Origin of the sequence: Sporosarcina sp. FSL W7-1283, assembly GCF_038003105.1 — a bacterium.
Classification (GTDB): domain Bacteria; phylum Bacillota; class Bacilli; order Bacillales_A; family Planococcaceae; genus Sporosarcina; species Sporosarcina newyorkensis.
In genome coordinates, this window is the sequence record NZ_JBBOOL010000001.1 from 3,825,221 (window position 1) to 3,851,240 (window position 26,020).

The following is a 26,020-nucleotide window of genomic DNA, read 5'->3' on the forward strand; positions in this document are numbered from 1 at the left end:
CACTATTCAAGGCGGTATGTACCCATACACACCTTGTAGAAAAAAAGGAGGTTCGATGATTATTAAACCAATAGTAGAATTAAAGAATCTGACCAAAGTCATTGGAAACAAGAAGATTATTGATGACCTCAATTTATCGTTATATCCCGGGCAAATCACCGGATTTCTAGGACCTAATGGAGCTGGAAAAACTACAACCATCCGTATGATGGTTGGGCTGATGAAACGAACGAGCGGCGAAATTCTCATTGATGGAAAACCACTGTCTGAAGACTTTGAAGAGGGATTGTCAAAAATCGGGGTGATCGTAGAAAATCCTGAGATGTACAAATTTATGACTGGCTATAAAAATCTGCTGCATTTTGCGCGCATGCAAAGCGATATAAGCAAAGAACGAATCGATGAAGTCATTAGCCAAGTAGGGTTGGAACAACGTATCCACGAAAAAGTCTCCACCTACTCTCTTGGAATGCGCCAGCGACTCGGTTTAGCACAAGCTTTATTGCATCGACCTGAATTTCTTATTCTAGATGAACCGACAAACGGGCTCGACCCTGCCGGTATTCGAGAGTTTCGACAATATTTGCGAGAAATCGCTGCCACTGAGAATGTCTCTGTTTTCGTTTCCAGTCATATGCTTTCTGAAATCGAATTGATGTGCGACCGGATTGCCGTCATCCAAAACGGTAAGCTTGTTGATATACAAGACATGACAGAGCCTGTGCAATCTCATTATTATCTGGAAGCGTCCCCCGCTGAAGATGCACAGGAATTACTTTTGTCCAAAGGGTTCATTGTCGAAACAATGCCTGTTGGTCTGTTGTTACAGGCAGAGAAAAGCCAAATTCCAGCAATCGTTCAACTTCTAACCGCAAATGGAATCCAAGTATTTGCCGTACAGCCACATCGAAAAACGTTAGAAGATCAATTCTTGGAAATGACGGGAGGTGGGCAGATTGCTGAAGCTCATACAAAATGAATGGATGAAACTTTGGGCTAAAAGAGGTACTTGGCTCATGACTTTGTTACTTATCGCTATCGTCATTGGCCTAATGGGACTGACGAAGTGGATAAACAGTCAGAATACGACTGAACCGACTGATTGGAAAACCAATGTTCAGGAGCAATTAAAATTTACGAACGAAACACTTCAAATGGACTTATCGAAAAGCGAACGAAAACAAACGGAAGAAACCGCTAAAATTTTGGAATATCGCTTAGACCAGAATGTCCCGCCTTTAGCGCAAGACAGTCGGGAGTCTATGATTATTAATCCTGTAGGAATTGGCAGTCTAGTTGTGTTACTGACAGTCATTGTTGCGGCAGGGATCGTTGCTTCTGAATTCTCACAAGGAACGATTAAAATGTTACTGACACGGCCAGTAAAACGCTGGAAAATCATGACGTCAAAATATATCACGGTTCTGCTGTTTGGGATGTTGCTGATGCTTATTGGTTTTGTTGTAACCATAGCCTGTGCGTACATTCTGTTCCCTTCTGGCGGTGGTCAAGAACTCAAGATGGACGGCAATGCAATCGTTTCTGTTCCTGTGTGGGGACATGGACTATATTTGCTTATTCTGTCCTTTGCCAATGTGATCATTACGGCTACCTTCGCTTTCATGATCGGCAGTGTATTTCGTTCGAACGGAATGGCAATCGGCCTTTCCCTGTTCATTTTTTTCACCGGCAACACGATTGTATTGTTGCTCTCAAATTATGAAATCGTAAAGTATCTTGTATTCACACATATGGATCTGACTGTTTATGAAATGGGTCAGCCTTTCGTAGAAGGAATGACCATGCCTTTTTCTCTTACCGTCTTGGTCGTTTATCTCGTGGTTTTCCTAGTTATCAGCTATTCTGTGTTTACGAAACGGGATATTACCGCGTAACCGATAAAAAATATTACTAGTTTATTTGGATTATTAGAAACGGGCAGAAAGATTGCTATAGCAATCTTTCTGCCTTTTCTTTTATCTATTGACAAGTAGAAAATTTCCCCTTCTTTGAAAGATAAGAAAATTTAGCTATTGATATTTCCCCCTCTCAGATACTATAATATCCAAATAACGACCTTGTCGTTAAATTCGCGTTAAGTGAGAGAGGTCAATGACATGCAAAAGAAAACGATTACAACCATGGTAGAAGAAGTATTTCCGCAGATAGTAGAATGGAGACGCCATTTACACCAGCATCCTGAACTATCATTTGAAGAGTATGAGACATCTAAATTTATTGAAGAACAACTGAATACATTTGATGGAATAGAAGTATCAAGACCCACTAAAACCAGTGTGATGGGAAGATTAAAAGGATTAGCAGGCGATGGCAAAACGATTGCTATGCGGGCAGACATTGATGCGTTGCCAATTCATGAGGAGACGGGTATCTCTTTTGAATCAAAAGTGGACGGGAAGATGCACGCTTGCGGTCATGACGGGCATACTTCTATGTTGCTAGGTACAGCAAAAGTTCTTTCCGAAATAAAGAAAACGCTTACCGGGGAATTTGTTTTTATATTTCAACACGCAGAGGAATTACCCCCTGGCGGAGCTCAGGAAATGGTTGCGGCGGGAGTGCTTGAAGGTGTGGATTGTATCTTAGGTATGCATTTATGGTCCACTGTACCTGTCGGAGAAATTCAAGTAACAAAAGGTCCAATGTCTGCTGCATCGGACATTTTTGATATTACCGTTAAAGGGAAGTCAGGACATGCTTCGCAGCCAGAAGGGGCAATAGATGCGCTAGCCATCGGTTCTCAAATCGTTTCAAACCTTCAGCAAATCGTTTCCCGAGTTTTGAGTCCTCTCGAAAGCGGAGTGGTCTCTTGTACTCGTTTCCATAGTGGAGACGCTTATAACGTGATTCCCGATCAAGCGTTAATTGGTGGTTCCGTTCGTACTCTATCCAATGACGTCAGAGAGAAAATTAAAGATAATTTAGAAAAAATCAGCACAAATATAGCAGAAGCCCATGGCGCCACAGCTGAGTTATCTTATCAATATGGTTATGATCCGGTCTTCAATGATATTGATTTATCGACCAAAGTGATGCAACATCTAACCGAATTTTTTACGGATGCAAAGGTAGAGGAGATTCCCCCGATGATGGGCGGAGAAGACTTTTCTGCATTTAGTAATGTCGTACCGGGTTGTTATATCGGAGTAGGTGCCATGAAAAAGAAAGACGATGTCTTTTATCCTCATCATCATCCTCGCTTTGAAATAAACGAAAAGGCTCTTAAAATAGGCATCTCATATTTTGTTTCAACTGCCCTATTTTTAACTAGCCAATACTAAGGGGTGCTGATATGTCGAAAAAACAAGATAAGGTAAAAACTAAAAACTCATTTTTTGATCGGATGCTAAACCGCATTGAAGTCGTCGGTAACAGGTTGCCAGATCCTATCGTTTTATTTGCCATAATGGCTTTAGCTATTCTTGTCATTTCAGCCTTATCCTCTTTCTTTAACGTTTCGGCAATTAGTCCTGTTGATGGAGAGGAGATTATAGCAAAGAATCTCCTCTCAAGAGATGGAATCTTAGAGCAACTGACAGGAATGGTCAAAAACTTTAGTGACTTTCCGCCACTTGGTGCAGTTTTGGTCATCATGCTTGGTGTCGGGCTGGCAGATGAAAGTGGATACTTTAAGACATTAATGAGAAGAGCGGTACTTTCTACGCCGAAAAAGATTATCATTCCGATGATCGTCTTAATTGGTATTATTGGTAACGTCGCAGGAGATGCAACACAAGTTGTATTGCCGCCACTTGCTGCAACGATTCTGATGTCTTTTGGCTATCACCCTTTTGTGGGATTAATTGCCGCATACGCATCAACGCTTGGTGCGTTTTCCGCAAATATACTTATTGGTATGACCGATACGTTAGCTGCCGGATTTACGGAAATCGGCGCACAAACTGTAGATCCTTCTTTCGTTGCGAATCCAGCAATGAACTATTACTTTATTGCCGTATCAACTTTCTTCCTACTGGCTGTTGGGACATGGGTCACTTATAAATTTACGATTCCTCGTTATGGCGCATTCGAGGGAGATATGTTGGAGAATGAAGCAATTACTCCACTTGAAAATAAAGGTTTGCGCTGGGCAAATATTTCTGTAGTGGCTGTAGTTGCAATCCTATTGATCGGCGTCATCCCAGTCAATGGATGGTTACGAAATGCAGAAACGGGTTCTATTATTCAGGACTCTCCACTTATGGCTTCAGTTGTTCCGCTAGTAATGATTTTGTTCTTAGTACCAGGCATTTTCTACGGAATTGGGGCACAAACGATTAAGAGCTCCAAGGATTTTGCACAACAAATTGGTCGTGCGATGAGCTCGATGGGACCTTACATTGTTCTTGTTTTCGTCTCTGCCCAAATGCTTGCATATTTCAACGCTAGTAATCTGGGAGCAATTATTTCAATTAAAGGGGCAAACTTTTTAGATTCTATTGGATTTAAAGGCATTCCACTATTCGTTTCTTTCATTTTGTTTGTGGCCTTGGTTAATTTATTAATTGGGAGCGCCTCTGCAAAATGGGCTATATTAGCTCCAATCTTTGTGCCAATGTTTATGTACTTGGATTATCATCCGGCATTCACACAAATGATGTACCGAATCGGTGACTCCATTACGAATCCTATAACACCGATGTTTCCATATTTAGTACTCATATTAGCATTCGCTCAGAAGTTTGATAAGAAAGCTGGGCTTGGCACATTAATTGCAGGACTGTTCCCTTACTCGGTGTTCTATGGCATCTTCTGGATTATTCTGTTAGTCGTTTGGTATTTACTAGGAATTCCAGTAGGACCGGATGCACCTATTTTTTTGGATAAGTAATATGCAGAGTGTCTCTTAGCAATGTTTACGGCCAAGAGACACTTTTTTGTCTAAAAGAATGAGGGGCTACTCTGCCTAAAGAAATTTGACGTTACATGTTGTTTCTTTGATATACTGACATAAATACAGTGGTTTTATGGGAGGTATAGAATGTTTAAAGTGGCAATTATCGGTCCGCTAGTTTCTGTCGAACGGATTCAGAGTGTAATTGAAGATTTTCCTTCACGACTGGCATTTACCTCTTTCACTTATGAAACAGCAATCGAAACTATCGATATCGTCAAGGCACAATATGATGAGTTTGACTATTTTTTATTCTCTGGCCCCATTCCTTATGAACTGGCTACACGGACAGGCTTGGATTCTGCTAAATTCTTTTCCATCGTTCTGTTGGAAACTGGACTTTACAAAGCACTGCTTAATATAACGAATCAAGTAAGAAAACCAATTGAGCGATTAAGTATCGATATAATTAATACCTCGAATGTAGTCGATGCCTCTCTTAGCCAACTGAATCTCCCGGTCAAAGAAGTCTTTGTGGAGGCATTTGACGCGGCTGTCGATTATTGGTCTTTGTACGAACATCATGTCCGCTTATGGGAGTCTGGAAAGGTAGATGCCGTCTTGACATGTTATCCCGATATCATGAATGCATTACACAAAAAAGGTATCCCTGCCGATTGGATCAGTACAACAAAACTAGCGACGCGGCATGCGTTGGAAATCATCGATAACCATGCAGAAATTTCATTTTTAAAACGTTCACAAATCGGAGTGTGTATGGTACATATTGATAATCTGTTGTACGAGCATCCCACCAACCTGTCATATGATATCCAGTTCACCACATTAAAATTGAATGAGGAACTACTACTATTAAGTCGAGAAATGAACGGCTCCTTTATCAGTTATCGAGAAGGACAGTACATGATTTTCAGCTCGCGCGGAGAAATCATTGACACATTTTCTGTATTACGAGAGACAATTGGGCGACTAGAGCGTGCGTGGAATAGGAAAATCACAAGTGGTATAGGATTTGGCGACTCTGCACTAAAAGCTGAGATGCATGCAAGGAAAGCATTGCAACTTACGCAACGAGAGTCTGATACGATCATTATGGTTGATCATGAAGGAAAAGTCCTCGATTTACCAAAAGATCAATATGATGAATCTTCAGTCCACCATGAGAATTATCTGCTTGAGCTTTTGAAAGCCGAAAATATTAATATTCAATTATTTGATAGAATACGCGAAGTCATAAGACGTAAGAGATGGTCTACTTTTACCGCAAAAGAGCTTGCGTTTGAACTAAAAATGAGTGACCGCAATACACAACGTGCGCTTCTTGCGTTAAGCACTGCAGGAATTATAAAGCAAGTCGGTGAGGAGAAAGCCGTTTCAAAAGGAAGACCAAGTAAGTTATATGCATTTAAGGAGCAGTATACTTAATTACACCTTGTCGTAATTGCGTCCAGATTTTAAATGGTGCTGAGACCTCCGTGCCGCAGACTTTATTCATCTCACCCGCCTTTAGAGATGGGAGCCAGAATAAAGATAAAAACGGCCTATTCGACAAGAGTCTCCGTCGAATAGGCCGTCCTTATGTTCCGCAATATGTCTGATAAGAGTTTCCATTATCGGAAGGTACTGTATAATCTTCTTGCTCAGCTGTATAAGCATATGGATGTTCCAGCACATGCAAGAGCTTTAAGAAAGGTTTCATATCCCCCTCTTCCGCGGCCTGTAATGCTTCTTCCACTCGATGATTTCTCGGAATGACAGAAGGATTATGCTTCTTCATTAGCTGCTGGACAGCTTGTACATCATTTGATTGACGTTGCAATCTAGCTGTCCACCGCTCTTTCCATTCCACAAATCCCGACTCTTCGAGCATCTTTTCCGACCGCCCTAACGTTAATGAACGGAATGTATTCGTATAGTCTGCCTGATGCTCCTGCATTAATGCCAATAAATCTTTCACAAGTATTTCATCTTGCTCTTCTTCATTGAATAATCCAAGTTTCGCTCTCATTCCACCCATCCAATTCGTCACATACAACTTTGCAAATTCGGACAGTTTATTCTCTGCAAGCTCCACTGCTTTCTCCTGATCGTCATGCAATAGCGGCAAAAGAGTTTCCGCTAATCGTGTCAGATTCCACTCTGCAATACCAGGCTGGTTGCGATAAGAATAACGTCCTTGCACGTCAATCGAGCTGAAAACTGTTGTCGGCTCGTAGGTATCCATAAATGCACATGGACCATAGTCGATCGTTTCTCCACTAATCGTCATATTATCAGTATTCATCACACCATGGATGAAACCAACTAGCTGCCATTTCGCAACTAAGGAAGCTTGGCGTGCAATTACTTCTTCTAGTAAGGATAAATAAGGATTATCTTTTTTGGCTATGCTTGGATAGTGACGATTTATGGCATAGTCCGCCAAAGCACGTAAATCTTCGACTTCTTGTCTTGCAGCTGCATATTGAAACGTCCCTACACGCAAATGACTTGATGCGACTCTTGTCAATACAGCACCTGTCAATGCAGTCTCACGCAGCACCGGCTCACCTGTTACCGTAACGGCAAGACTTCGTGTCGTCGGAATACTGAGTCCATGCATAGCTTCGCTAATTAGATATTCACGAAGCATCGGACCAAGCGCTGCACGTCCATCACCGCCGCGAGAAAATGGCGTGCGACCCGAACCTTTCAACTGGATATCCATACGGTTTCCTTGAGGTGTGATCTGTTCCCCAAGAAGCATTGCGCGTCCATCACCGAGCATCGTAAAATTGCCAAACTGATGTCCTGCATACGCTTGTGCGATCGGTTCAATTCCTTCAAGCTTTTTGTTTCCTGCAAAAACGTCTATTGTTTCCGATGTCTTCAACTGCTCCACATCCAGACCAAGTGAAGAAGCGAGCGCATCATTCACGATGACGAGTTGGGGTGAACTGACAATGTTCGGTTCCACTAATGCGTAAAATGTATCGGGCAAATCACAGAAGCTGAGTTCTAAGTTCCAACCAGACAAATGATTATTCACCATAAACTCTCCTTTCATTCCGCGTGACAAACGGTATAACTATCCCTATCGTCCTTTATACAATACAAGTTGTCCACTTCCGCGATTCCGCTAAGTTGTTCAATCAAGAAATGAATTATATTTTATTTTGCACTTCTTTAAATTAATTACTCAAATATAAATCAAATTATATACTAATCGGATGGATACTCGATAGTATTTACTAAGCTCTTATTTTGCAAAAACATTGTATCTTCTTTGAGTTTTTTGCAAATGTTCACTAAACAAAAAGAGCTGTCTAGAACGCCATGTAGACGCTTTAGACAACTCATGTCTGTTAGCTTTTCGCCAAAGAAAATCCTCTTCCTAGAATTTCAGATGCATTCAAGAACACGACAAATGAATGCGGTTCTTCTTCCTGTAGAATTTTCTTTAAATAAATCGCTTCTTGTTGCTCCACTACACATAAAATCATAGTTTTTTCTTGGTTGGCGAAACCACCGACAGACCGTACTTTCGTCAATCCCCGATCGATCTCTTCCTTAATAATCGTCTGAATTCGCTCTTCTTGCTCTGTAATAATTAACACAAGTTTCGAATGAGATGTTTGCAACTGTACAAAATCAATTACTTTACTCGTCACAAAAATCGCCATCATCGCAAATAGAGCCAACTCGAAATTAAATACAAATGCTGAGCAAATTACAACTACCCCATCTACTATGAGTTGGGCATAGCCGCTGGACAGGCCCGTATACTTTTTCACGATTTGCGCAACCGTTGCAAGCCCTCCAGTCGATCCATTCCCTCGATAAACGATACCCAGTCCCACACCTAACAGAATGCCTCCGTAGATTGCCGATAATAAAGGGTTATCGATTGTGAACGGAAGGTCTGCACTCAACCAAATCGTAAATGGCACAAAAAAAGTGCCAACTAAAGTTTTTAGACTAAAATCCTTTCCAAGAAGCGCTAGGCCGAGGAAAAATAGCGGAATATTGATCAGCCATTGCACGAACGCAGGCTCGAATCCATACAGTTCATACACAATCGTACTGATCCCTGATACTCCACCTGCTGCAAGCCTTGCAGGAAGGAAAAATATATTATAGGCCAAGCCGACAAAAACCGAGCCAATCATAATCCAAATGTACTCTGTAAGTAACTTTCTTTTTGCTGTAGAGGTCTTCAAAGTTCAATCATTCCTTTCCCAGCAGACTGATCTACCCTTGCCATTTTACCTCAAATTGAATGGCTTGGCATCTAGGCACGTTTATCTAATTTTATTTTCAATTAAAACACAGAAACATTCGTTCTGTTTTCAGCAGATAATTCTCTTTAAGCGTTATATAATGAACGCAATATAACATTGAAAAGGAGGATGAACTTATGGAAGAACGGATTCTACAATTGTTGGAAGGTTTGACTGATGATGTTAAGACAATTAAATCGGATTAGATATTTTCAAATTAATTTGTAAGAACAAGAAAAAAGCGCAAAAGAAGAGGTATTTGCCTTCCTTCCTTTGCGTCAAAAGTTTGTGTACGGTCAAACTTGTTATCATACACTACCCATGTTACTATACTACAAAAACTTAACATGTTGAATTTAACAGTCTTTCCAACCATAGAAAATAACATATTGAGTAGGATTTGTAGAACGTCCAAATTAATTCTAAGATTCTTTCTTGCGATGGAAACCGTTATGCGTCAGAGTTCCCCTTATTCTACTGTTATACAATAGATATACTGATATACCTTCAAAGAGTAGAATTAACACAAGAAAGTTTATGTTACTTGCATTTTAAAACGATTAGGAACATTATATTAATAGAACAACACCTGAATAATATTTTCATCATATAATTTTAATACAGTCGTTTGGGTGTGGTTTTAAACTACTCTTAAAGGAGACTTACATCTATGATTTACTCAAATCCTAATACAGAAGGCGCATTCGTTCAATTCAAGGAAAAATATGATAACTTTATTGGCGGAAAATGGGTCGCACCTGTAAACGGTCAATATTTTGATAATAAATCCCCTGTCACTGGAGAAGTCTTTACGAAGGCTGCTCGTTCGTCGGCAGAAGATATTGAACTAGCATTAGATGCCGCTCATGCTGCAAAAGATGCATGGGGTAAAACCTCTGCTGCGGAACGTGCAATGATTTTGAATAAAATTGCGGATCGTATGGAAGAGAATCTTGAAATGATAGCAGTCGCTGAAACTTGGGATAACGGGAAAGCAGTACGTGAAACATTAAATGCCGATATTCCACTAGCTATTGACCACTTCCGTTACTTCGCTAGCGCTATTCGTGCACAAGAAGGGCGTACATCGCAGTTAGATAACGACACAGTCGCTTACCATTTCCAAGAACCACTTGGCGTTGTTGGACAAATTATACCTTGGAACTTCCCAATTCTAATGGCTGTGTGGAAAATCGCACCAGCTTTAGCTGCCGGGAACTGTATCGTCTTAAAGCCAGCTGAACAAACGCCTGCTTCCATCATGGTACTCATGGAGTTAATCGAAGACTTACTTCCAGCAGGTGTCCTAAACATCGTCAATGGTTTCGGTGTAGAAGTAGGGAAACCGCTAGCGACAAATCCACGAATTGCGAAAATTGCATTCACAGGATCTACAGCGGTTGGTCGTCAAATTATGCAATATGCTACAGAAAATATTATTCCAGTAACGCTCGAACTGGGTGGAAAATCACCAAACGTGTTCTTTGAAGACGTAATGGCTCATGATGATGAATATTTGAATAAAGCAATTGAAGGCTTCGTAATGTTCGCCTTAAACTCAGGTGAGATTTGTACATGTCCTTCTCGTGCTTTGATCCAAGAGTCCATTTACGATGAATTCATGGAACGTGCACTTGAACGAGTAAAAGCTATTAAAATCGGCAACCCACTGGACACAGAAGTAATGATGGGTGCGCAAGCTTCTAATGAACAAAAAGAAAAAATCCTTTCATACATTAAATTGGGTACTGAAGAAGGCGCTGAATGCTTAATCGGTGGAGAAGAGAACCATTTGGGTGGCGATCTTGAGAATGGTAACTACATTAAGCCGACTGTATTCAAAGGTCACAACAAAATGCGCATCTTCCAAGAAGAAATTTTCGGACCTGTTCTTGCGGTTACGACATTCAAAGATTTCGATGAAGCAATGGAAATCGCAAACGACACACTTTACGGATTAGGTGCAGGTGTCTGGTCACGTACAGGCGATATCGCATACCGTGCAGGACGTGGCATTCAAGCAGGACGTGTATGGACAAATACGTATCATCAATATCCTGCGGGCGCTGCATTTGGCGGCTACAAATTATCGGGAATCGGACGCGAAAACCATGCAATGATGCTTGATCACTATCAACAAACTAAATGTTTATTAGTCAGCTACGATAAAAGCTCTCAAGGATTCTTCTAAATCGAAAGGATCTGTTGTTCCATGATTGAACGGGTAATAGCTACAGAAGCGGCTGTTTTATTTCTGAATACTATCAAGAATATCCATGGCTCCGTTTTACTTTATCAATCAGGCGGCTGCTGTGATGGTTCTGCGCCGCTGTGCTATAAAGAAGGTGATTTCCAACTCGGAGATGCAGATGTATTACTCGGCATGATGGCCGACACACCATTTTATATGCATAAAAGTCAATATGAATATTGGATGCATACCCAGCTCATAATCGATGCTGTACCTGGAAGAGGTGCCGAGTTTTCGCTAGATAGTATTGAAGAAACACACTTTATTACTCAATCTCGCGTGTTCACTGAAGAAGAGTATGAAGAGTTGAAAAGTCTGTTTTAACAACATAAGAGGCTGTTCTGCTAGTCGCTACAATGCGTCTACAGGACAGCCTCTATTTTTCTTAACAGATACCAATCAAGTCGTTAATAAGGCCAATTTTCAACAAGCAGATATACTCCTGTAATTAGTAAAATTGCATACATAATGAAACGGAAGGCCGTTTGGTTAATCCGATTGAACAACCGTTGCCCCAAAAACAAACCAACCACCACGATAGGCAATCCATACCCACCCGCTACCCAAATACTCTTAGCAGTCCCTACGAAAAGCACTTGGATGATCAAGCTAGCGGAATAGATAAATAAGTAAAAAGCTAATGTAGTAGCCCTCACTTTTTCTTTTAATGTATCAGCCCCTGAAAAATAAACCAAAATCGGAGGTCCCGGCATGCCGATACTGGCTGTCAGTGCCCCTGAAATGCCGCCTACTACTAAGTCCTTGCTTTTAGTTAGAGCTATTCTAAAATTGAATAGCAATAGAATTGTAACTGCGAGAAGAAATAGACCTATCCCTAACTTTAATTGTCTCATATCCAATAACGCGAAAATTAGAATGCCCAGTGGTAAAGCAGCAGTACTTCCGATTACAAATCTCTTTAGTATTCCCAAGTCAATATCTTGCCTGATTTTTAGGATCAAGACGCTAGAAATGACTAATGATAATAGTAAGTTCAACTGGATCGCTTCAAGCGGTTCGAACAAGAAGAGAAGAAATGGAGTCGCCAAAATGGAGAATCCAAATCCTGTACTAGTTTGAAGAATCGATGCGACTAAAACTATAAGAATAAATATAAAAGTCTCCATACAACACCTACAATCTTTTTTTACTATGCTACAGCTTTCTTATGTTGATGTATATTCTACCATTTCCACATTTGTATGTATGTTTATTTGCTGACCCCTAAACTTTATTAGAAAGTGATGCTTTTAAAAACACCAGATTTCCTATATCCTAAACCAATAAATCTCACAACGTTAGGAAGGTCTAGACAATGCAAAAAACACAAGGATATACAGCTTCCCGAGCGAAGACGTTCGATCTGATACTAACTTCCATGCTTGCTTCACTCGTATTTGTTGCGACTCTCTTACTCAATATTAAGTTGCCAATTGGAAATGGCGGATTGATTCATCTCGGTACCGCTATGCTGTTCATAGCTTCTATCTTATTCGGACCTAAAAAAGGTGCGCTCGCAGGAGCTATTGGAATGGGCCTGTTTGATTTGATTAGCGGCTGGACGTTATGGGCACCCATCACTTTTTTGACACGCGGTTTACAAGGTTATATCGTGGGAAAAATTGCTTGGTCGAACGGTCGTAAAGGAACCAGCCTCAAGTTTAACTTGCTAGCTATGACCGTGTCTGTTCCCATAACGATTGCTGGTTATTATATTGGCGAACGAATTTTATATAACAGTTGGATCATCCCATTGGCATCGATTCCTGGTGATATCGTCCAATGTATTGTGGGAATTGCGATTGCAATTCCGGTTTGTGCGATGCTGAAAAAAGTACAGTTTTTTAAATAACAAAAAGAGTTCCTGCGCTGTAAAGTCTCAAGCGCAAGAACTCTTTTTCTATCAATCCACCATCCGCTTTCGATAAATAGCAGCCGTCAGCATGCATAGGATAATAGTCCATGCAAGTATGATGAGTAACTCTATCAGGACATCCCCGAAACCACCGCCTGCTTCGACTTTTACAGCCAATTCTATCAGCTGAATATTTGGCAAGTACATCCCCATTTTTAAGAACGGATACTGATCCACAAATGTTGGAAGAAACGTTCCCATTGAGAAAACCGCAACTACAGGCATTACAATAACAGATGCTTCCATAACAGATTTTGAAAAGAGACCGAGTAATGTACCGACTGCAATGTAAAAGAAAGAAGATAAAATGAATGCCAGCACAATAACACCAATATTTGCAGGTCTATAATCAGCTAAGTAGGCTGTCATAGAGACAGTAATCATCGTCAAGATAAATGTGAGTAAGCTTTTCCCGCCAAGGATTTCAGTTGTGCTTGCAGGTGAAAGCATAAGACCACGCAATGTGTTTTTCTCTTTTTCTTCTGCGATTAAACAACACTGTACGAATGTCGCAATCATCACAAATGCCAAGTTAATGAGCATATAATGTGCCTCAATTGAATTCACTCCCCCACGTCCATAGAATGCCCCTAATCCAATAGGCATAATGAGAACTGTAGAAACTGCCAAGTTCCGTGAAAAGTCTTTAAAGTCTTTCTGCAATATCGCATTCATTCGTCTCAATGAAATCATCATGCCAATTTCCTCCCTGTCACTTGCACAAAAATTTCCCCTAAAGTTGGTTCATTTGAATGGACTGTTACTACCTGATTTGTATTCATATATTCAAACAAGCGATCTGCTCCTTCGGTTCCCGCAGGCAAAACTACTTTCTCTTCTGTCATCAGCTCTACTGTGATTGTAGAATCGGAATAGCGCTTTTTTAGCTTATCCGGTGTATCCAGTAATTGGATAGAACCTTTATTTAAAAAGGCTACGCGATCACATAAGAGTTCAGCTTCCTGCATGTCATGCGTTGTCAGGAAAATGGTCGTACCCTTTGCATTGAGCGCACGCAACCCTTCATGGATATGAAGAGAATTTGTCGGATCAAGTGCAGACGTCGGTTCGTCCAGGAAAAGCAACTCCGGTTCGTGAATCAACGCTCTCGCAAGCGTCACTCGCTGTGCCATCCCTTTAGATAAAGTGGAGACTCTTTTGTTTTTTTCCTTCTTTAAATTGACAGTGTCCAATACTTCATCAATTTTTGAGTACGGTATGTTATATAACTCACAGTATAATTTCAAATTATCATGAATAGATAATCTCTCATACAGTCCGCTGTTATCGGTAAGCACACCGAAACGGCTGCGAAATTCTGGTTTCTTCAGCTGTGAAACTGACTGATTGAAAACAACTGCTGTTCCGTTCGTTGGTGTTACTTGCCCAGTTAGTATTTTAATAGTTGTTGTTTTACCCGATCCACTGGGACCTAGAAAACCAAAAATTTCTCCCTTCTTAACATGAAAATTCAACCCCTCAATTGCTGTTTGATTTCCAAATACTTTTGCTAGCCCCTTCACTTCAATAATGTTATCCATTTCCTTCCTCCTCGTGTATAACTTTGCAAGTATCTGCTCTTCACACCTTTAGAATACGTAAAAGAAAAGTGGACTGCATCATATTTCAAATGAAAAGAGGCTAGTAAAGGGTGAATGGGACAATATCAAAGTTGAATGAATCGTCAATTTTGTATAGTTACAGCTGACTCTCTGAAATAATCTCCTATTCTGTTAGTCCAAATACTATTTTCATGTTATTCCCCGGGAAATAACACTTATTTCGACAACATTAGAGCCCTACCATCTCTTTTAGTTCTACCATCTTAGACTTCGATAATGGAATTGTCGATTTTTGAGTATCATCCAACACGAGACTGTAACTATTCCTAGTCCATGTAATCACTTCGCGTACTTTCTGTAAATTTACAATGTACGATCTATGGCAGCGGAAAAAACCAAATGGCAGTAACCGTGCTTCCAATTCAGTCAGTGTAGAAACGGATGGGAAGGACTCTCCTTTTATATGCAAAAGAGAGAGTCCTTCATTGCTTTCAATATAGTCAATTTCAGGTGGATCAAACAAGACAATTTTTTCATTGATTTTCGTTGGAATTTTTTCGAAACGAACAGGCAGTACCGAATCTGCAGCCAATGGCTTTTCCTCAATCAGAGTGGCTTGATCTTCAATGGCTTCCTGTGTATGAATTGAATGTAGCCCATTTTCATCCAAACTGAGGACTCTATCAGATGTAGTAACGGCACTTTCCATATTTCCCGTTAGAATTAAGACACTGCGATTCTGCTGTTTCAATCTTTGAAGTATTGATACAAAAATCCTTTTCGATTCCAAATCAAGGTTCTGATCTGCTTCTTCAAATATGTAAATATCCGGATCCCTAATAAGTAAGCAGGCCAGCTGGACACGTTTTCTTTCCGAGTAGGATAATTGCTTTATCTTTACCTTTCGCTTTGAATCTAATTGTACGGCTTGTATTACATCGTCTTTGAGTACGTTTGATGTATAAAGATCTTTTATAAAACTAATCATTTCCTCAATGGACAATCGCTCATATAGACCATCCTGAAGAAAAAGAATCCCGACCTTCTGCCTATTATTGGAGATCTTACTATCGTCTACTCTAATTTCTCCATTTGAAAGCCTCGTTTTCTCTAAAAGTAATTCTATCAGCTGTTCTCGAACATTTACGCTCGAATAGACAGCCACTATATCCCCCGGATCGACTGATAAGTCAAATGAAGGAAAGATAACAGAATCGTGAATCCGTTTTTCCGCGTTAATAAAGTGAAGTGACATGAATAAACCCTCATTTCATGAATTATCTATCATATTCATTCTATATTATCATTGAGTAAAATCCCACTTCATTGTGTGAACAGTTCTGTCGTTAACTATTTTATAACTAAACCCAATCTACCTTGCAGTGAAAGCGGTGTCGACTGGCAACAATTAAAAAAGCCCTGTGCGATAGATATCGTCACAGAGCTCTAGTTTGTTTCTTATTTAATTATGAACGACTTCTTTTTCAGTCAGGCCTAATGTTTTAGCTGTAGAAGCATGAATCTCCTTCAGAAGCTCAGGATTCTCAACCAATGACTTGCCGTAAGAAGGAATCATTTCTTTCAATCTTGGTTCCCATTCGTCTATCTGCTCAGGGAAACATTTTTGCATAAGATCCAACATTACTGCTACTGCAGTGGATGCTCCTGGAGAAGCTCCAAGTAACGCAGCAACTGAACCGTCCGCATCTGTTACTAATTCTGTACCAAACTGAAGGGTTCCTTTACCGTTCTCTGTATCCTTAATAACTTGAACACGCTGGCCTGCAGTCCACAAATCCCAATCTTCACTTTTTGCATCTGGAATAAAATCACGTAATTCATTCATACGCTGTTCTTTTGTTTGCATGACTTGTTCGATTAAATATTTAGTCAAGGACATGTTTTTCGCACCACAAGCAAGCATTGTCGTCACGTTATTCGGTTTTACAGAACCGATCAAGTCTAGCATTGAACCCGTTTTCAAGAACTTCGGTGAGAAGCCTGCAAACGGTCCAAATAGTAAGGACTTTTCATTGTCGATATAGCGTGTGTCTAAATGCGGAACCGACATTGGAGGCGCACCGACTTTTGCTTTACCGTATACTTTGGCATGATGCTGAGCAATCACTTCTGGATTTTTACAGACCATGAAAATACCGCTAATTGGGAAGCCGCCAATATGCTTGCTTTCCGGGATTCCTGTCTTTTGCAGCAATGGAAGACTTCCGCCGCCACCGCCGATGAAAACAAATTTTGCTTTATGGTACTCAAGTTTGCCGTCTCGATTATTTTTTATTTTTAATTCCCATTCGCCATCACTAGTACGTTTAATATCTTCTACTTGATGACCATAGTTAATTTCAACGTCTACTTTATTCATGTGTTCAATCAGCATCCGTGTCAATGCTCCAAAGTTTACGTCTGTTCCTGAGTCAATTTTAGTTGCTGCAATTGATTCATTCACTTGACGATTCTTCATAATAAGCGGAATCCATTCTTTTAGTTTTTCCGGATCCTCAGAAAATTCCATTCCTTCAAACAATGGATTCGCAGTCATCGCTTCGACTCGTTTTTTTAGATATGTTACATTATCTTCGCCTTGAACTAAACTCATATGAGGTAATGGCATAATAAACTGTTCTGGATTTTTAATTAGCTTTTTATCAACTAAATGAGACCAAAATTGCATCGATAATTGGAACTGCTCATTTACTTTCACAGCTTTTGTAATATCGATCGAACCATCCGCTTTTTCGGAAGTGTAGTTCAGTTCACACAAAGCTGCGTGTCCTGTTCCCGCATTGTTTAGCTCATGAGAACTTTCTTCTCCTGCTTTATCCAGCTTTTCAAACAATGTGATCTTCCAATCTGGCGCTAGCTCCTTAAGCATTGTCCCCAGCGTTGCACTCATAATTCCGGCACCTATTAAGATAACATCTGATTTTGTTTGTCTATTACTCATTTTGACCTTCCTTATATGTGAAATTTACAGAAATGTAAATGTTCCTAAATAAGGCGTCACAGCAAACATGGCGCGTCCTAGGAGCATTTTTTCTGTCTTAGTTTGACCATACATCTACTACTATCTTTTCTATTATACCTTAAATGCAACTAGGATTAAAGAGACTTGTTTAATTGTAAGGAATTAGATAGAAAAATGTCGGAATTTCGGTGTGTTTATTAAAATTCGTGACATTTTCCTTATTTGAATCTGTTATTTTCACAGTGGAATCTTAATTATTTTATTGTACTCTTTTTCATAATGAAGGCCTTCAACCAAGAAGGCATCTGGCAGTTGATTTGTATCGAATAGTAGGATTCGTTCTTTGTACTCCTTACCTTTTTCATCCGTTACATAATTCTGTCTCAATGTCGTTTGCAAAGGAACTTTATGGTCATCAATTTGCACAGCAACGTTATCCAACAGGATATTTCCATCTGTTGCTACTATAATTTCTAAGCCCTCCGATGTCACTTCTACTTTCCGGATATTTACTTCCTCACCTTCAAGATCAGCAGACATTTCTTCTCTAGAAGTTAGAATTATTGTTTCATCCACATGCTTATATCCAACAAACCTGTCTACTGCAAGTGCAAGAGAATCAAGACCTTCCGGCAAAGCATCAAAATCAATTGTAAATATATCGCCGTTGAATGCCGATGAAACACTGCCACTTATCTGATCCATCGGCACCCCATTGACCAACAACTTCACTCCGTCAAATCCTAAGGGAATCCGATCAAAATTATCAACTTTTAATTTACCTTTGATTGTCGTTTGACTGGGCGTTGCCGTAATAGAATCAAAGCGAATACTTCCTTGATCCACTTGGACGTTCTTTTTTATAGCTTTCTTCAGTTCTGTTTGCATCGCAGCTTTTGGATCATATGGAAATGTGATCTCAAACCAGTCCTGTATGTTAGAGTCATGAAATTCTAATGTCAGCTTTTTCGCGAATGGACTCACCGGCTCGAACGTCTGCATTCCTTTTAGCTCCGTTCCTTCCTCATTCATAGAGGATGTACCGAAGCGCGAAGAAGAGTTTGTAAATAGACCAGTCAATTTCATTAACGAAATATCTTCCCCTAAGCCTTCAGGATTGCTGAGTGTATAATAAAGTACCAATTGGTTTTCATCTGTCATGAGACCTTCCAGCCTCAATTCAGTTCCATCAGTCAGCATTATTTTTCGATCAATAGACTGTCCTTTGTCCGACTCATTTAATTGGGCGAGCGTAGCAGGCATGATTTCTTCAAAACCAAGCAGTTTTTTTCCGTAATAAGCAAACGCATCATATTGATAGCCAACCACAAAGAGAATGAGCAATGCAGCCACCACGGAAACCCACTTTGGTATACGTTTTCTTTGTCGTTTCGGTATTTCCTCCAATGCCGTACGTAGCCTTTCTTCCAATTCTTTTGGGGCTGTCGTCTTTTCTAAACGTCTTTTCTCTTCCGCCAATTGCCGCTCCAGTTCACTCATCGAATCCACCCCTTGCTTGTTCACGCATTTTTTTCAATCCATTAAAGACTCTCGACTTCACTGTTCCTACAGAGACTTGTGTAATCATTGCGATTGTTTCGTAATCCAAATCGTGAAAGTATTTTAACTCGATTGCTTCCCTTTGCTGTGCATTCACTCGCAGCAACAGATCCTGTATATCCATGCGTTGTTCTGTTTGCTCGAAAGGATTTTGGACAGCAGATGGATCAGAGTGAGATTCAATTGCTTCCCAATTGTCAATCAGCGTAACCTTATTTACTTTGCGAAGCATTTGTTTGCATTGATTCACTAAAATTGTCTTACTCCAGCTATAGAAGGCGTCGTTTTTCTCAAGTTGCTGTATGTTCCGATACAAACTAACAATCATTTCTTCCATAGCGTCCATGGCATCATGTGAATTACCCATATATTTGAGAGCCAGTCGATAATACTCATCTTGTTGCTCAGTAATTAATTGCAACAAAGCTTCTTTACTGCCTTTTTTCGCTTTTTTCACTAACCGAACGACCCTCATGTTCTCACCTCTCGCTTATAAGAGTCATCATAGCAGCAAAAAGTTCATTTTAATTAGAAAAACCGTTCTGCCAAGGTAGGCGAACGGTTTGTTTATATATAAAGTTTACTTCTACTTCAACAACTCTTCCGGAATCAATTTAAATCCTTCAATGATCGTATCTTCCTCTACCTCGATTAAAATACAGCGTTTTCCATCATAATTCACTTGTTTGACGTACTTTAAATCTTGCGGACTGATCGAGATATTGGCTACTTTTGTTTCAATCTTGATCGACTTGGATGTGTAGCTCGGAACAATATGGGTTGCTTTCATTTCATACAATTCATCATCAACTACAGTTTCAAAAGCTGTCTTCACTTGTTCAGCGTCTACATAATCTACACCGCTCATCTTCAGTACGCGCTCCATCTGATGCTTGTCCAAAGCAGGTGGTTCTTCTGGTTCTTCCTCTTCTTCATCCACTTCCGTCAAGCGATGTACTGCTTCGTACACGTTGGCGAGAGTTTGCGAATCCACTTCCTCCCCCACCACTTGTTTAACGATCTCTTCAAATACGGCTTTATCATCTGCCGCCGTCATGATCTCTTCTCCATTTAATACTTCCTCAATGAAGCGGTAATCCGGCTTGTTCGCCTTACCTGCTGCATACAAAATATGATTGACGTCTGCTGCATTGTCTGTGAAGCAAGGAAATAAAAATCCGCCAATAGGAGAGGCAAGATTTATGATTGGATCAACCATCTCACTCGACTTAAATTCCCTTCCAATGAAATCAAATACAAGCGAGCGTTTCGGTAAGTCCGTCTGATTCATGCTGCAAAGAATAAAAGGAGTCGTGAACACTTCGTCTCGTGCATCGACTTCTGATTCTTCACTAGCACGCTTCGTCTTTTTGAAATACTTCCCCCGAATAAACGTAACAACAAGATCTTTTTCATATTGAACGTCCTTCACCATCTTCAATGCGAGTTGCTGCATTTCGTCTTTCCATTCATCTGCTTCTTCCGCCTGAAGACCGTCATACAAAAGTTGCTGTGCGTGGTCGGGTTGTTCTTCTGTTTGACGTTCGAATTTCACTTCAAACAATTTCATACCCAGCTTTCCACCTAATACTTTTTTGAAGTTTGTTAGAAACAATTCCTGTTGCTCGCGATCCAGCAAAGGAAATGCCTGGCTTTCCTCATGATAGATCTCACTGCTCTCTTGCCTAATATAGATATTATAAATATCCGTGATCGTCAAAAGATCTGAATCCAGCTTAAATCTTTTCCTAATGTCCGCAATATCTTTTTTATTCATCTACTTTCCAACTCCCTCGTTAATCCAACCATTAATTACCGACTGAAATAAAAGACACAAAAACGTCACTTATGTAGAAAAAATTGACCATATATAATTACACTACTCACTAAAAGAAAGGAAGTTATTATTTGCCTAGTAATAAAAAAGAAGGTATTATTTTTGGGTTGTTTATGTGTTTCGGTATGGTTTTAATTATGTCCGTTTACAACATGGCGTTACATGAATTTTCATCATTTACAGTAGGTGGTGTCGCGATCCAATTTATCATAACATTTACTGTCGCATTTATCGCAGAGTCGTTGGTTGAACCAAAAGCGCGCAAACTTGCATTTGCTCTGCCATATGATAAATCCAAAGAAAACAATTTTATTTTAGCAATTGCTATTTGTATGGTCCCTGCAATGGTTCTGATTATGTCCGTCTATGGGTTAATTTTGACAGCGTTCATGACAGGTATTGAAGGCTCTATTTTCTTAGCCTATCTTAAAATAGTTGGGCTAAACTTTATAGTCGCACTCCCGGCGCAATTACTGATCGTGGGGCCGTGCTCACGCAGGCTACTGATCAAATATATTAAACCAGCAATACCAAAACCAGAACTAAATATTTAAATGAATATCTTTCGCAGCAAAATATGCGGCATATTTTGCAATTAGCCGTTAAAAAGCTAACTACCCCATATATGGATAGTTAGCTTGTTCTTTTACGATTCCAAGTCAATAAGGATTGGTCGCGATGAAGCTTGCCGCTTTTACGTAAATCCGAGGATTCAGCTTTAATTGATTCACGATCACTTCAGCAATATCTTCAGCTTGTATTAGTTTTGAATCATCATTTTCCTTAATTAAACTTAACTCCATAGCCAAGTCAGTTGCCACCGTACTTGGAGTTAATGCAGAAACACGAATATTATTTCGACGGACTTCCTGTGCCAATGATTCAGTGAATCCAATTACTCCGAATTTAGATGCACTGTATGCACTGGATGTAGCAGCTCCGTTCAACCCATTGGTCGATGAGATCGTAATGATGTCGCCGCCATTTTTTTCAATCAATTGAGGTAAGACGGCATGTGTCACATAATAAGTACCCATTAAATTCACATCAATGATTTTTTTCCATTCCTCTGGTTCCATATCCAGTACCGAACCAAAAGTCGCAATACCCGCATTATTTATTAAAATATCTGCAGCACCTAAATCAGCAGTTAATGAGGCAATCGCCGCTTCCACTTGCTCTTTAGATGAAACGTCAGCCGTAGCATACGCTGCTTTCACACCAAATGTTTCAATTTCATTAGCCACTTCTTGTAAAGTTGATTCAGTTCTTGCAAGTAAACCAACCGTTACCCCCTCTTTTGCTAACGCAATCGCAGTCGCCTTTCCAATCCCTCTAGCTGCACCTGTAATAAATGCTACTTTTCCTTTTAAAGATTGTGTCATGTGATCGTCTCCTTTTCATACTGATATCAGTCCCATTATACTGCTTGCCATGGGGTATAGCATGAATTTGAATTCATGTGAAGTTCATGAACTATCACCATACAATCTATACTCATTTGATGATCTCAATGAAGTGTTTTAAAATCCTAGCGGTTAGTCCCCAAACTGTGTATTTTCCATATTCAAAAAACCATTCTTCCATTGAATGGGCTCGCCATTGATATTGATCACCGTTCATAATCTTTTCAAAAGGAAAGGTGGACGATGGCGCTGGCTGAACGGAAACTAAATGCATATACGGCTCATAGTTTAAGAGCCATTTTACAGGAATCGTGAAGACCTCTTCCACTTCATCTTTGTTATAGCTATGAATAGTCTGATCATAATCAATGGTCGCAACAAATGGGTAGACGACAAATGAAGGAGAGGCCACGTAAGGACTTAATTGCCCTATCATAGTGATCATTTTTGGATCAACACCTAACTCTTCATTTGTTTCTCGTAAAGCAGCAGCCATAGGTGATGCGTCTGTGGCATCTATGCGACCGCCAGGGAAACTTATATCCCCTGGTTGTTTTCTCATCGTGAGTGAACGCACTTCAAACAGAACATGCCATTCTTCATCTAATTCAACTAACGGAATTAGCACTGCGGCACGAAAAGCTGTCTCCTCTCCAATGAATAAAGACTTATTTTCATTTAACTGTTGCTTTAAGTGATCAAGATTCATGAAGTTTTCTCACCCCGACATTTTACATCTATCGTATCATTAGAGAGTTCCCATTTAAAGAATTTCAAAAAAAGCCACCCAATTTAAGCAAGGTGACTTCCTAATTTAATAAGTATATGATCTCTCATCTTTTCACGAGTTTTCCTTGTACAACGTAACGTTTGTCTTTACTGTTAACTGAATTATTGCATGTAGACAGTGTGACAATTTGATCATCTCGATTAACTTCAACAGGCATTTCAATTAATGAACGCGATTCTACTTCCTCTAAATAATGCATGAAGTCTTCATCCGTTTTAAAATTTGTCTCAATGTAATAAAAGTCAATTGTCGTTTCATACGCAGCGAACACTTCGATATCATAACCATCATAAAGTGTATCCATATAAATCACGGGATGGGCATCTGCATAACTTTGCTTACCAAACTTCTTCAAACTACCAAACATCGTATCATTTCTCATCGCATGTCCGTAAATCACTGTATTGCGGCTCATATCTGTCACATCGTTACGATAGTCCATAAACACACTGCCAGCACGGCTATATTCGCCTTTAAAATTGCGATTCAGATAAAAGTCATTATCTTCCGACTGCAATATAGGATTGTTCAGTTTTGTTCCCTCTACTGAAAGCCATCCGACAATCTGTTCGTTCACCGCATGTAACTCTTCAAATTGCGGACGCATTGTATAGCGAGATAAAATATCCTCTTTAGATGAACTCTCCGTCTCCACAGGTTCTACACTATTTTCCAACGCCGTCTCATAGATCAATTGCGTTTCCTTCAAAGAACTAGAGGCTTCAACGTATGTATAAAGATATTGCGCTAGTAAGTAACCTGAGTAAAGGAACACGGCCAAATAGACGAACGGCATCAATTTAGAAATACGTTTTCTCATTCGGAGACCCCCTAAATACCAAGTGACATCATATAGAGGCCAATCTCGTCATGTTCCTTAAAAATTGCATTGACACCATACACTTTTTTTATGACATCCTTAGTGATTACTTCCCTCGGAGGGCCTTCTGCAATAATTTGTCCATCCTTCATCATGATAATCTGATCACTATAGCGGATTGCCTGGTTAATATCATGTAATACCATCACGATCGTCAACCCATACTCTTCATTTAACGATTTCACGAGTTCCAATAATTCGATTTGATAATAAATATCTAAATAGGTGGTCGGTTCATCCAAACAAAGGATTTCAGATTGCTGTGCTAATGCCATCGCAATCCACACTCGTTGACGCTCTCCTCCTGACAACGCCTCTAAGTCATTATGTCGTTTTTCGACTAGATTCGTAACAGATAATGCCCAATCAATTGCTTGATGATCCTCTTCCTGATTACGCTGTAGCATTGTCTTGTGAGGCAGCCGACCAAAGCTTACAAGTTTTTCAATTGTCAAGTCTTTCGGCACATCGTTTTGCTGGTAAACAATTGCAAATTTCTTTGCAAATTCTTTTGGCTTATACATGACCAAATCGCGATTTTCTAATGAAGCGGAACCGGATTTCGGCATGTTATTTCTGGATAAGACGCTTAATAACGTTGATTTTCCACAACCATTCGGCCCAATGATTGTTGTAATTTCACCTTTTGGAATCGTTGTCGTCACACCATCCAAATGATTTGTTTTATTATCATGCGATACGATGATACTCTTCATTTCCATAGCTGGTCACTCTTTTCGCAGTAAGAATATTAAGAACGGTCCGCCGATAATCGCCATAATCGTAGAAGCAGGTATTTCTAGTGGTGATACAATCGTTCTGCCGATGGTATCAGCCAATAATATAATAAGTGCACCTAAAAGGGCTGTAAATGGAATCAATACTTTATGATCGTAGCCAACCAAACGACGTGCTATATGCGGTACGAGTAACCCTACAAACGAAATCACACCAGCTACCACAACCGAAATTGCCGCTAGTAACACTGCCACCGCCGCAATGATCAGTCGGGCACGCGTTACATGAAACCCAATGCTTTTCGCTGTTTTATCTTGCAACACCAGTAAGTTGCACCAACTATAGAGCACAAATGATAAAATCAATCCAATTGTACCGTACGTTGCAATCGTCGATACATCACTCCATGTACGCATTGTTAGATTCGAGCCAATAACACTCGAGGCTGATACATTTAGCGCCCCCCCAAAGCTAATGAACGCTTCCGTTAACCCTGTAAACATAGCATTGATCGCAATTCCAACCAGAATCAACTTAAGCGGGCTCAAACCTGATCTCCATGACAAGGCAAAGACGAGAAAACAAGCGAATGCCCCTCCCATGAACGCAAATAAAGGCGTCATGAAAAAGAGCGCCGGGAAGAATGAAATAATGAATAGCTGAACAAACGCCGCGCCGGAAGATATCCCGATAATACCTGCGTCCGCCAAGGGATTGCGCATAACGGATTGTAATAAAACACCGGAAACGGAAAGAGCCGCACCTGCAAATAGCGCAACAATCATTCGTGGAAAACGCAAATCTCGAATTGCTTCCATCTGACTGTTACCCGGTTCAAATAATGCTCCTAAAAATTCAAAAAAACCCATCTTAATGCTGCCGATAGTAGCTGAGTAAACAATGGTCACGATGAGTAACACAGCTACTACCGCATAACTTACAATTCTTTTTGTCATGGTGGTC

Annotated in this window: 24 protein-coding genes; 9 read left to right on the forward strand and 15 right to left on the reverse strand. The window is 40.1% G+C overall.

The window, feature by feature from the left end:
* Window positions 1-55 precede the first annotated feature (55 nt).
* The 5 genes from MKY93_RS19990 to MKY93_RS20010 all read left to right on the forward strand — a co-directional run bounded on the left by MKY93_RS19990 (window position 56) and on the right by MKY93_RS20010 (window position 6,301).
* Window positions 56-979 (forward strand): ABC transporter ATP-binding protein, encoded by a 924-nt coding sequence (locus MKY93_RS19990; protein WP_078818728.1) that lies wholly within the window; start codon window positions 56-58, stop codon window positions 977-979.
* On the forward strand, window positions 948-1,895 hold the full coding sequence (locus tag MKY93_RS19995) for an ABC transporter permease (protein ID WP_340760790.1): 948 nt from the start codon (window positions 948-950) through the stop codon (window positions 1,893-1,895). The genes MKY93_RS19990 and MKY93_RS19995 overlap by 32 nt, the downstream gene beginning before the upstream one ends.
* A 222-nt stretch (window positions 1,896-2,117) precedes the next feature.
* A complete protein-coding gene (locus tag MKY93_RS20000) occupies window positions 2,118-3,302 on the forward strand; it encodes a M20 metallopeptidase family protein (RefSeq protein ID WP_340760792.1) in 1,185 nt (394 codons plus the stop codon).
* 11 nt (window positions 3,303-3,313) lie between these two features.
* The gene (locus MKY93_RS20005) at window positions 3,314-4,852 is read left to right on the forward strand and encodes an AbgT family transporter (protein WP_340760794.1); all 1,539 of its coding nucleotides are present in this window, start codon (window positions 3,314-3,316) and stop codon (window positions 4,850-4,852) included.
* A 150-nt stretch (window positions 4,853-5,002) separates the two neighbouring features.
* Complete coding sequence (locus MKY93_RS20010) at window positions 5,003-6,301, forward strand: hypothetical protein (protein WP_340760796.1); 1,299 nt, start codon at window positions 5,003-5,005, stop codon at window positions 6,299-6,301.
* Window positions 6,302-6,452: 151 nt separating this feature from the next.
* Here MKY93_RS20010 and MKY93_RS20015 read toward each other — a convergent pair whose 3' ends face one another.
* Window positions 6,453-7,907 (reverse strand): protein adenylyltransferase SelO, encoded by a 1,455-nt coding sequence (locus MKY93_RS20015; protein WP_340760798.1) that lies wholly within the window; start codon window positions 7,905-7,907, stop codon window positions 6,453-6,455.
* A gap of 313 nt (window positions 7,908-8,220) precedes the next feature.
* Window positions 8,221-9,024: a YitT family protein gene (locus tag MKY93_RS20020; protein WP_245799559.1), complete on the reverse strand. Its 804-nt coding sequence runs from the start codon at window positions 9,022-9,024 to the stop codon at window positions 8,221-8,223.
* 781 nt (window positions 9,025-9,805) lie between these two features.
* Here MKY93_RS20020 and exaC point away from each other — a divergent pair.
* Window positions 9,806-11,326, forward strand: coding sequence for an acetaldehyde dehydrogenase ExaC (gene exaC, locus MKY93_RS20025; RefSeq protein WP_340760801.1), 1,521 nt, complete (start codon window positions 9,806-9,808; stop codon window positions 11,324-11,326).
* 21 nt (window positions 11,327-11,347) lie between these two features.
* On the forward strand, window positions 11,348-11,710 hold the full coding sequence (locus MKY93_RS20030) for a DUF779 domain-containing protein (RefSeq protein ID WP_340760803.1): 363 nt from the start codon (window positions 11,348-11,350) through the stop codon (window positions 11,708-11,710).
* 83 nt (window positions 11,711-11,793) lie between these two features.
* Here MKY93_RS20030 and MKY93_RS20035 read toward each other — a convergent pair whose 3' ends face one another.
* Window positions 11,794-12,513, reverse strand: coding sequence for a sulfite exporter TauE/SafE family protein (locus MKY93_RS20035; protein ID WP_340760805.1), 720 nt, complete (start codon window positions 12,511-12,513; stop codon window positions 11,794-11,796).
* Window positions 12,514-12,701: 188 nt separating this feature from the next.
* Here MKY93_RS20035 and MKY93_RS20040 point away from each other — a divergent pair, with 188 nt between their 5' ends.
* Window positions 12,702-13,238: an ECF transporter S component gene (locus MKY93_RS20040; RefSeq protein WP_340760808.1), complete on the forward strand. Its 537-nt coding sequence runs from the start codon at window positions 12,702-12,704 to the stop codon at window positions 13,236-13,238.
* 51 nt (window positions 13,239-13,289) lie between these two features.
* Here MKY93_RS20040 and MKY93_RS20045 read toward each other — a convergent pair whose 3' ends face one another.
* From MKY93_RS20045 to MKY93_RS20075, 7 genes are all read right to left on the reverse strand, one after another.
* On the reverse strand, window positions 13,290-13,997 hold the full coding sequence (locus MKY93_RS20045) for an ABC transporter permease (protein ID WP_340760810.1): 708 nt from the start codon (window positions 13,995-13,997) through the stop codon (window positions 13,290-13,292).
* A complete protein-coding gene (locus MKY93_RS20050) occupies window positions 13,994-14,842 on the reverse strand; it encodes an ABC transporter ATP-binding protein (protein ID WP_340760813.1) in 849 nt (282 codons plus the stop codon). Before MKY93_RS20050 ends, MKY93_RS20045 begins: the two co-directional genes overlap by 4 nt.
* Window positions 14,843-15,092: 250 nt before the next feature.
* On the reverse strand, window positions 15,093-16,118 hold the full coding sequence (locus MKY93_RS20055; RefSeq protein ID WP_340760815.1) for a LytTR family transcriptional regulator DNA-binding domain-containing protein: 1,026 nt from the start codon (window positions 16,116-16,118) through the stop codon (window positions 15,093-15,095).
* A gap of 207 nt (window positions 16,119-16,325) precedes the next feature.
* The gene (locus tag MKY93_RS20060; RefSeq protein WP_009499287.1) at window positions 16,326-17,825 is read right to left on the reverse strand and encodes a malate:quinone oxidoreductase; all 1,500 of its coding nucleotides are present in this window, start codon (window positions 17,823-17,825) and stop codon (window positions 16,326-16,328) included.
* Window positions 17,826-18,083: 258 nt separating this feature from the next.
* Entirely contained in the window at window positions 18,084-19,346 is a 1,263-nt protein-coding gene (locus MKY93_RS20065; protein ID WP_340760819.1) for a DUF4179 domain-containing protein, read from the reverse strand.
* Window positions 19,339-19,881 (reverse strand): RNA polymerase sigma factor, encoded by a 543-nt coding sequence (locus MKY93_RS20070; protein WP_340760821.1) that lies wholly within the window; start codon window positions 19,879-19,881, stop codon window positions 19,339-19,341. Before MKY93_RS20070 ends, MKY93_RS20065 begins: the two co-directional genes overlap by 8 nt.
* Window positions 19,882-19,992: 111 nt before the next feature.
* Window positions 19,993-21,183 carry a DUF4317 domain-containing protein gene (locus MKY93_RS20075; protein WP_340760825.1) on the reverse strand — a complete coding sequence of 397 codons (1,191 nt, stop codon included), beginning with the start codon at window positions 21,181-21,183 and terminating at the stop codon, window positions 19,993-19,995.
* 131 nt (window positions 21,184-21,314) lie between these two features.
* Between MKY93_RS20075 and MKY93_RS20080 the strand changes: the two genes are divergently transcribed.
* Window positions 21,315-21,797: a DUF2798 domain-containing protein gene (locus MKY93_RS20080; RefSeq protein WP_340760827.1), complete on the forward strand. Its 483-nt coding sequence runs from the start codon at window positions 21,315-21,317 to the stop codon at window positions 21,795-21,797.
* Between the two features lie 105 nt (window positions 21,798-21,902).
* On the opposite strand, the gene MKY93_RS20085 is transcribed toward MKY93_RS20080, so the two are convergent.
* The 5 genes from MKY93_RS20085 to MKY93_RS20105 all read right to left on the reverse strand — a co-directional run bounded on the left by MKY93_RS20085 (window position 21,903) and on the right by MKY93_RS20105 (window position 26,013).
* Entirely contained in the window at window positions 21,903-22,628 is a 726-nt protein-coding gene (locus MKY93_RS20085) for a 3-ketoacyl-ACP reductase (RefSeq protein WP_340760828.1), read from the reverse strand.
* Between the two features lie 112 nt (window positions 22,629-22,740).
* Window positions 22,741-23,358 carry an NUDIX hydrolase gene (locus MKY93_RS20090; RefSeq protein ID WP_340760830.1) on the reverse strand — a complete coding sequence of 206 codons (618 nt, stop codon included), beginning with the start codon at window positions 23,356-23,358 and terminating at the stop codon, window positions 22,741-22,743.
* Between the two features lie 124 nt (window positions 23,359-23,482).
* Entirely contained in the window at window positions 23,483-24,259 is a 777-nt protein-coding gene (gene srtB / locus MKY93_RS20095) for a class B sortase (RefSeq protein ID WP_340760832.1), read from the reverse strand.
* Window positions 24,260-24,270: 11 nt separating this feature from the next.
* Complete coding sequence (locus MKY93_RS20100) at window positions 24,271-25,041, reverse strand: ABC transporter ATP-binding protein (RefSeq protein ID WP_340760834.1); 771 nt, start codon at window positions 25,039-25,041, stop codon at window positions 24,271-24,273.
* Between the two features lie 6 nt (window positions 25,042-25,047).
* Window positions 25,048-26,013, reverse strand: a complete 966-nt coding sequence (locus MKY93_RS20105; RefSeq protein ID WP_340760837.1) for a FecCD family ABC transporter permease — start codon at window positions 26,011-26,013, stop codon at window positions 25,048-25,050.
* Window positions 26,014-26,020 lie beyond the last annotated feature (7 nt).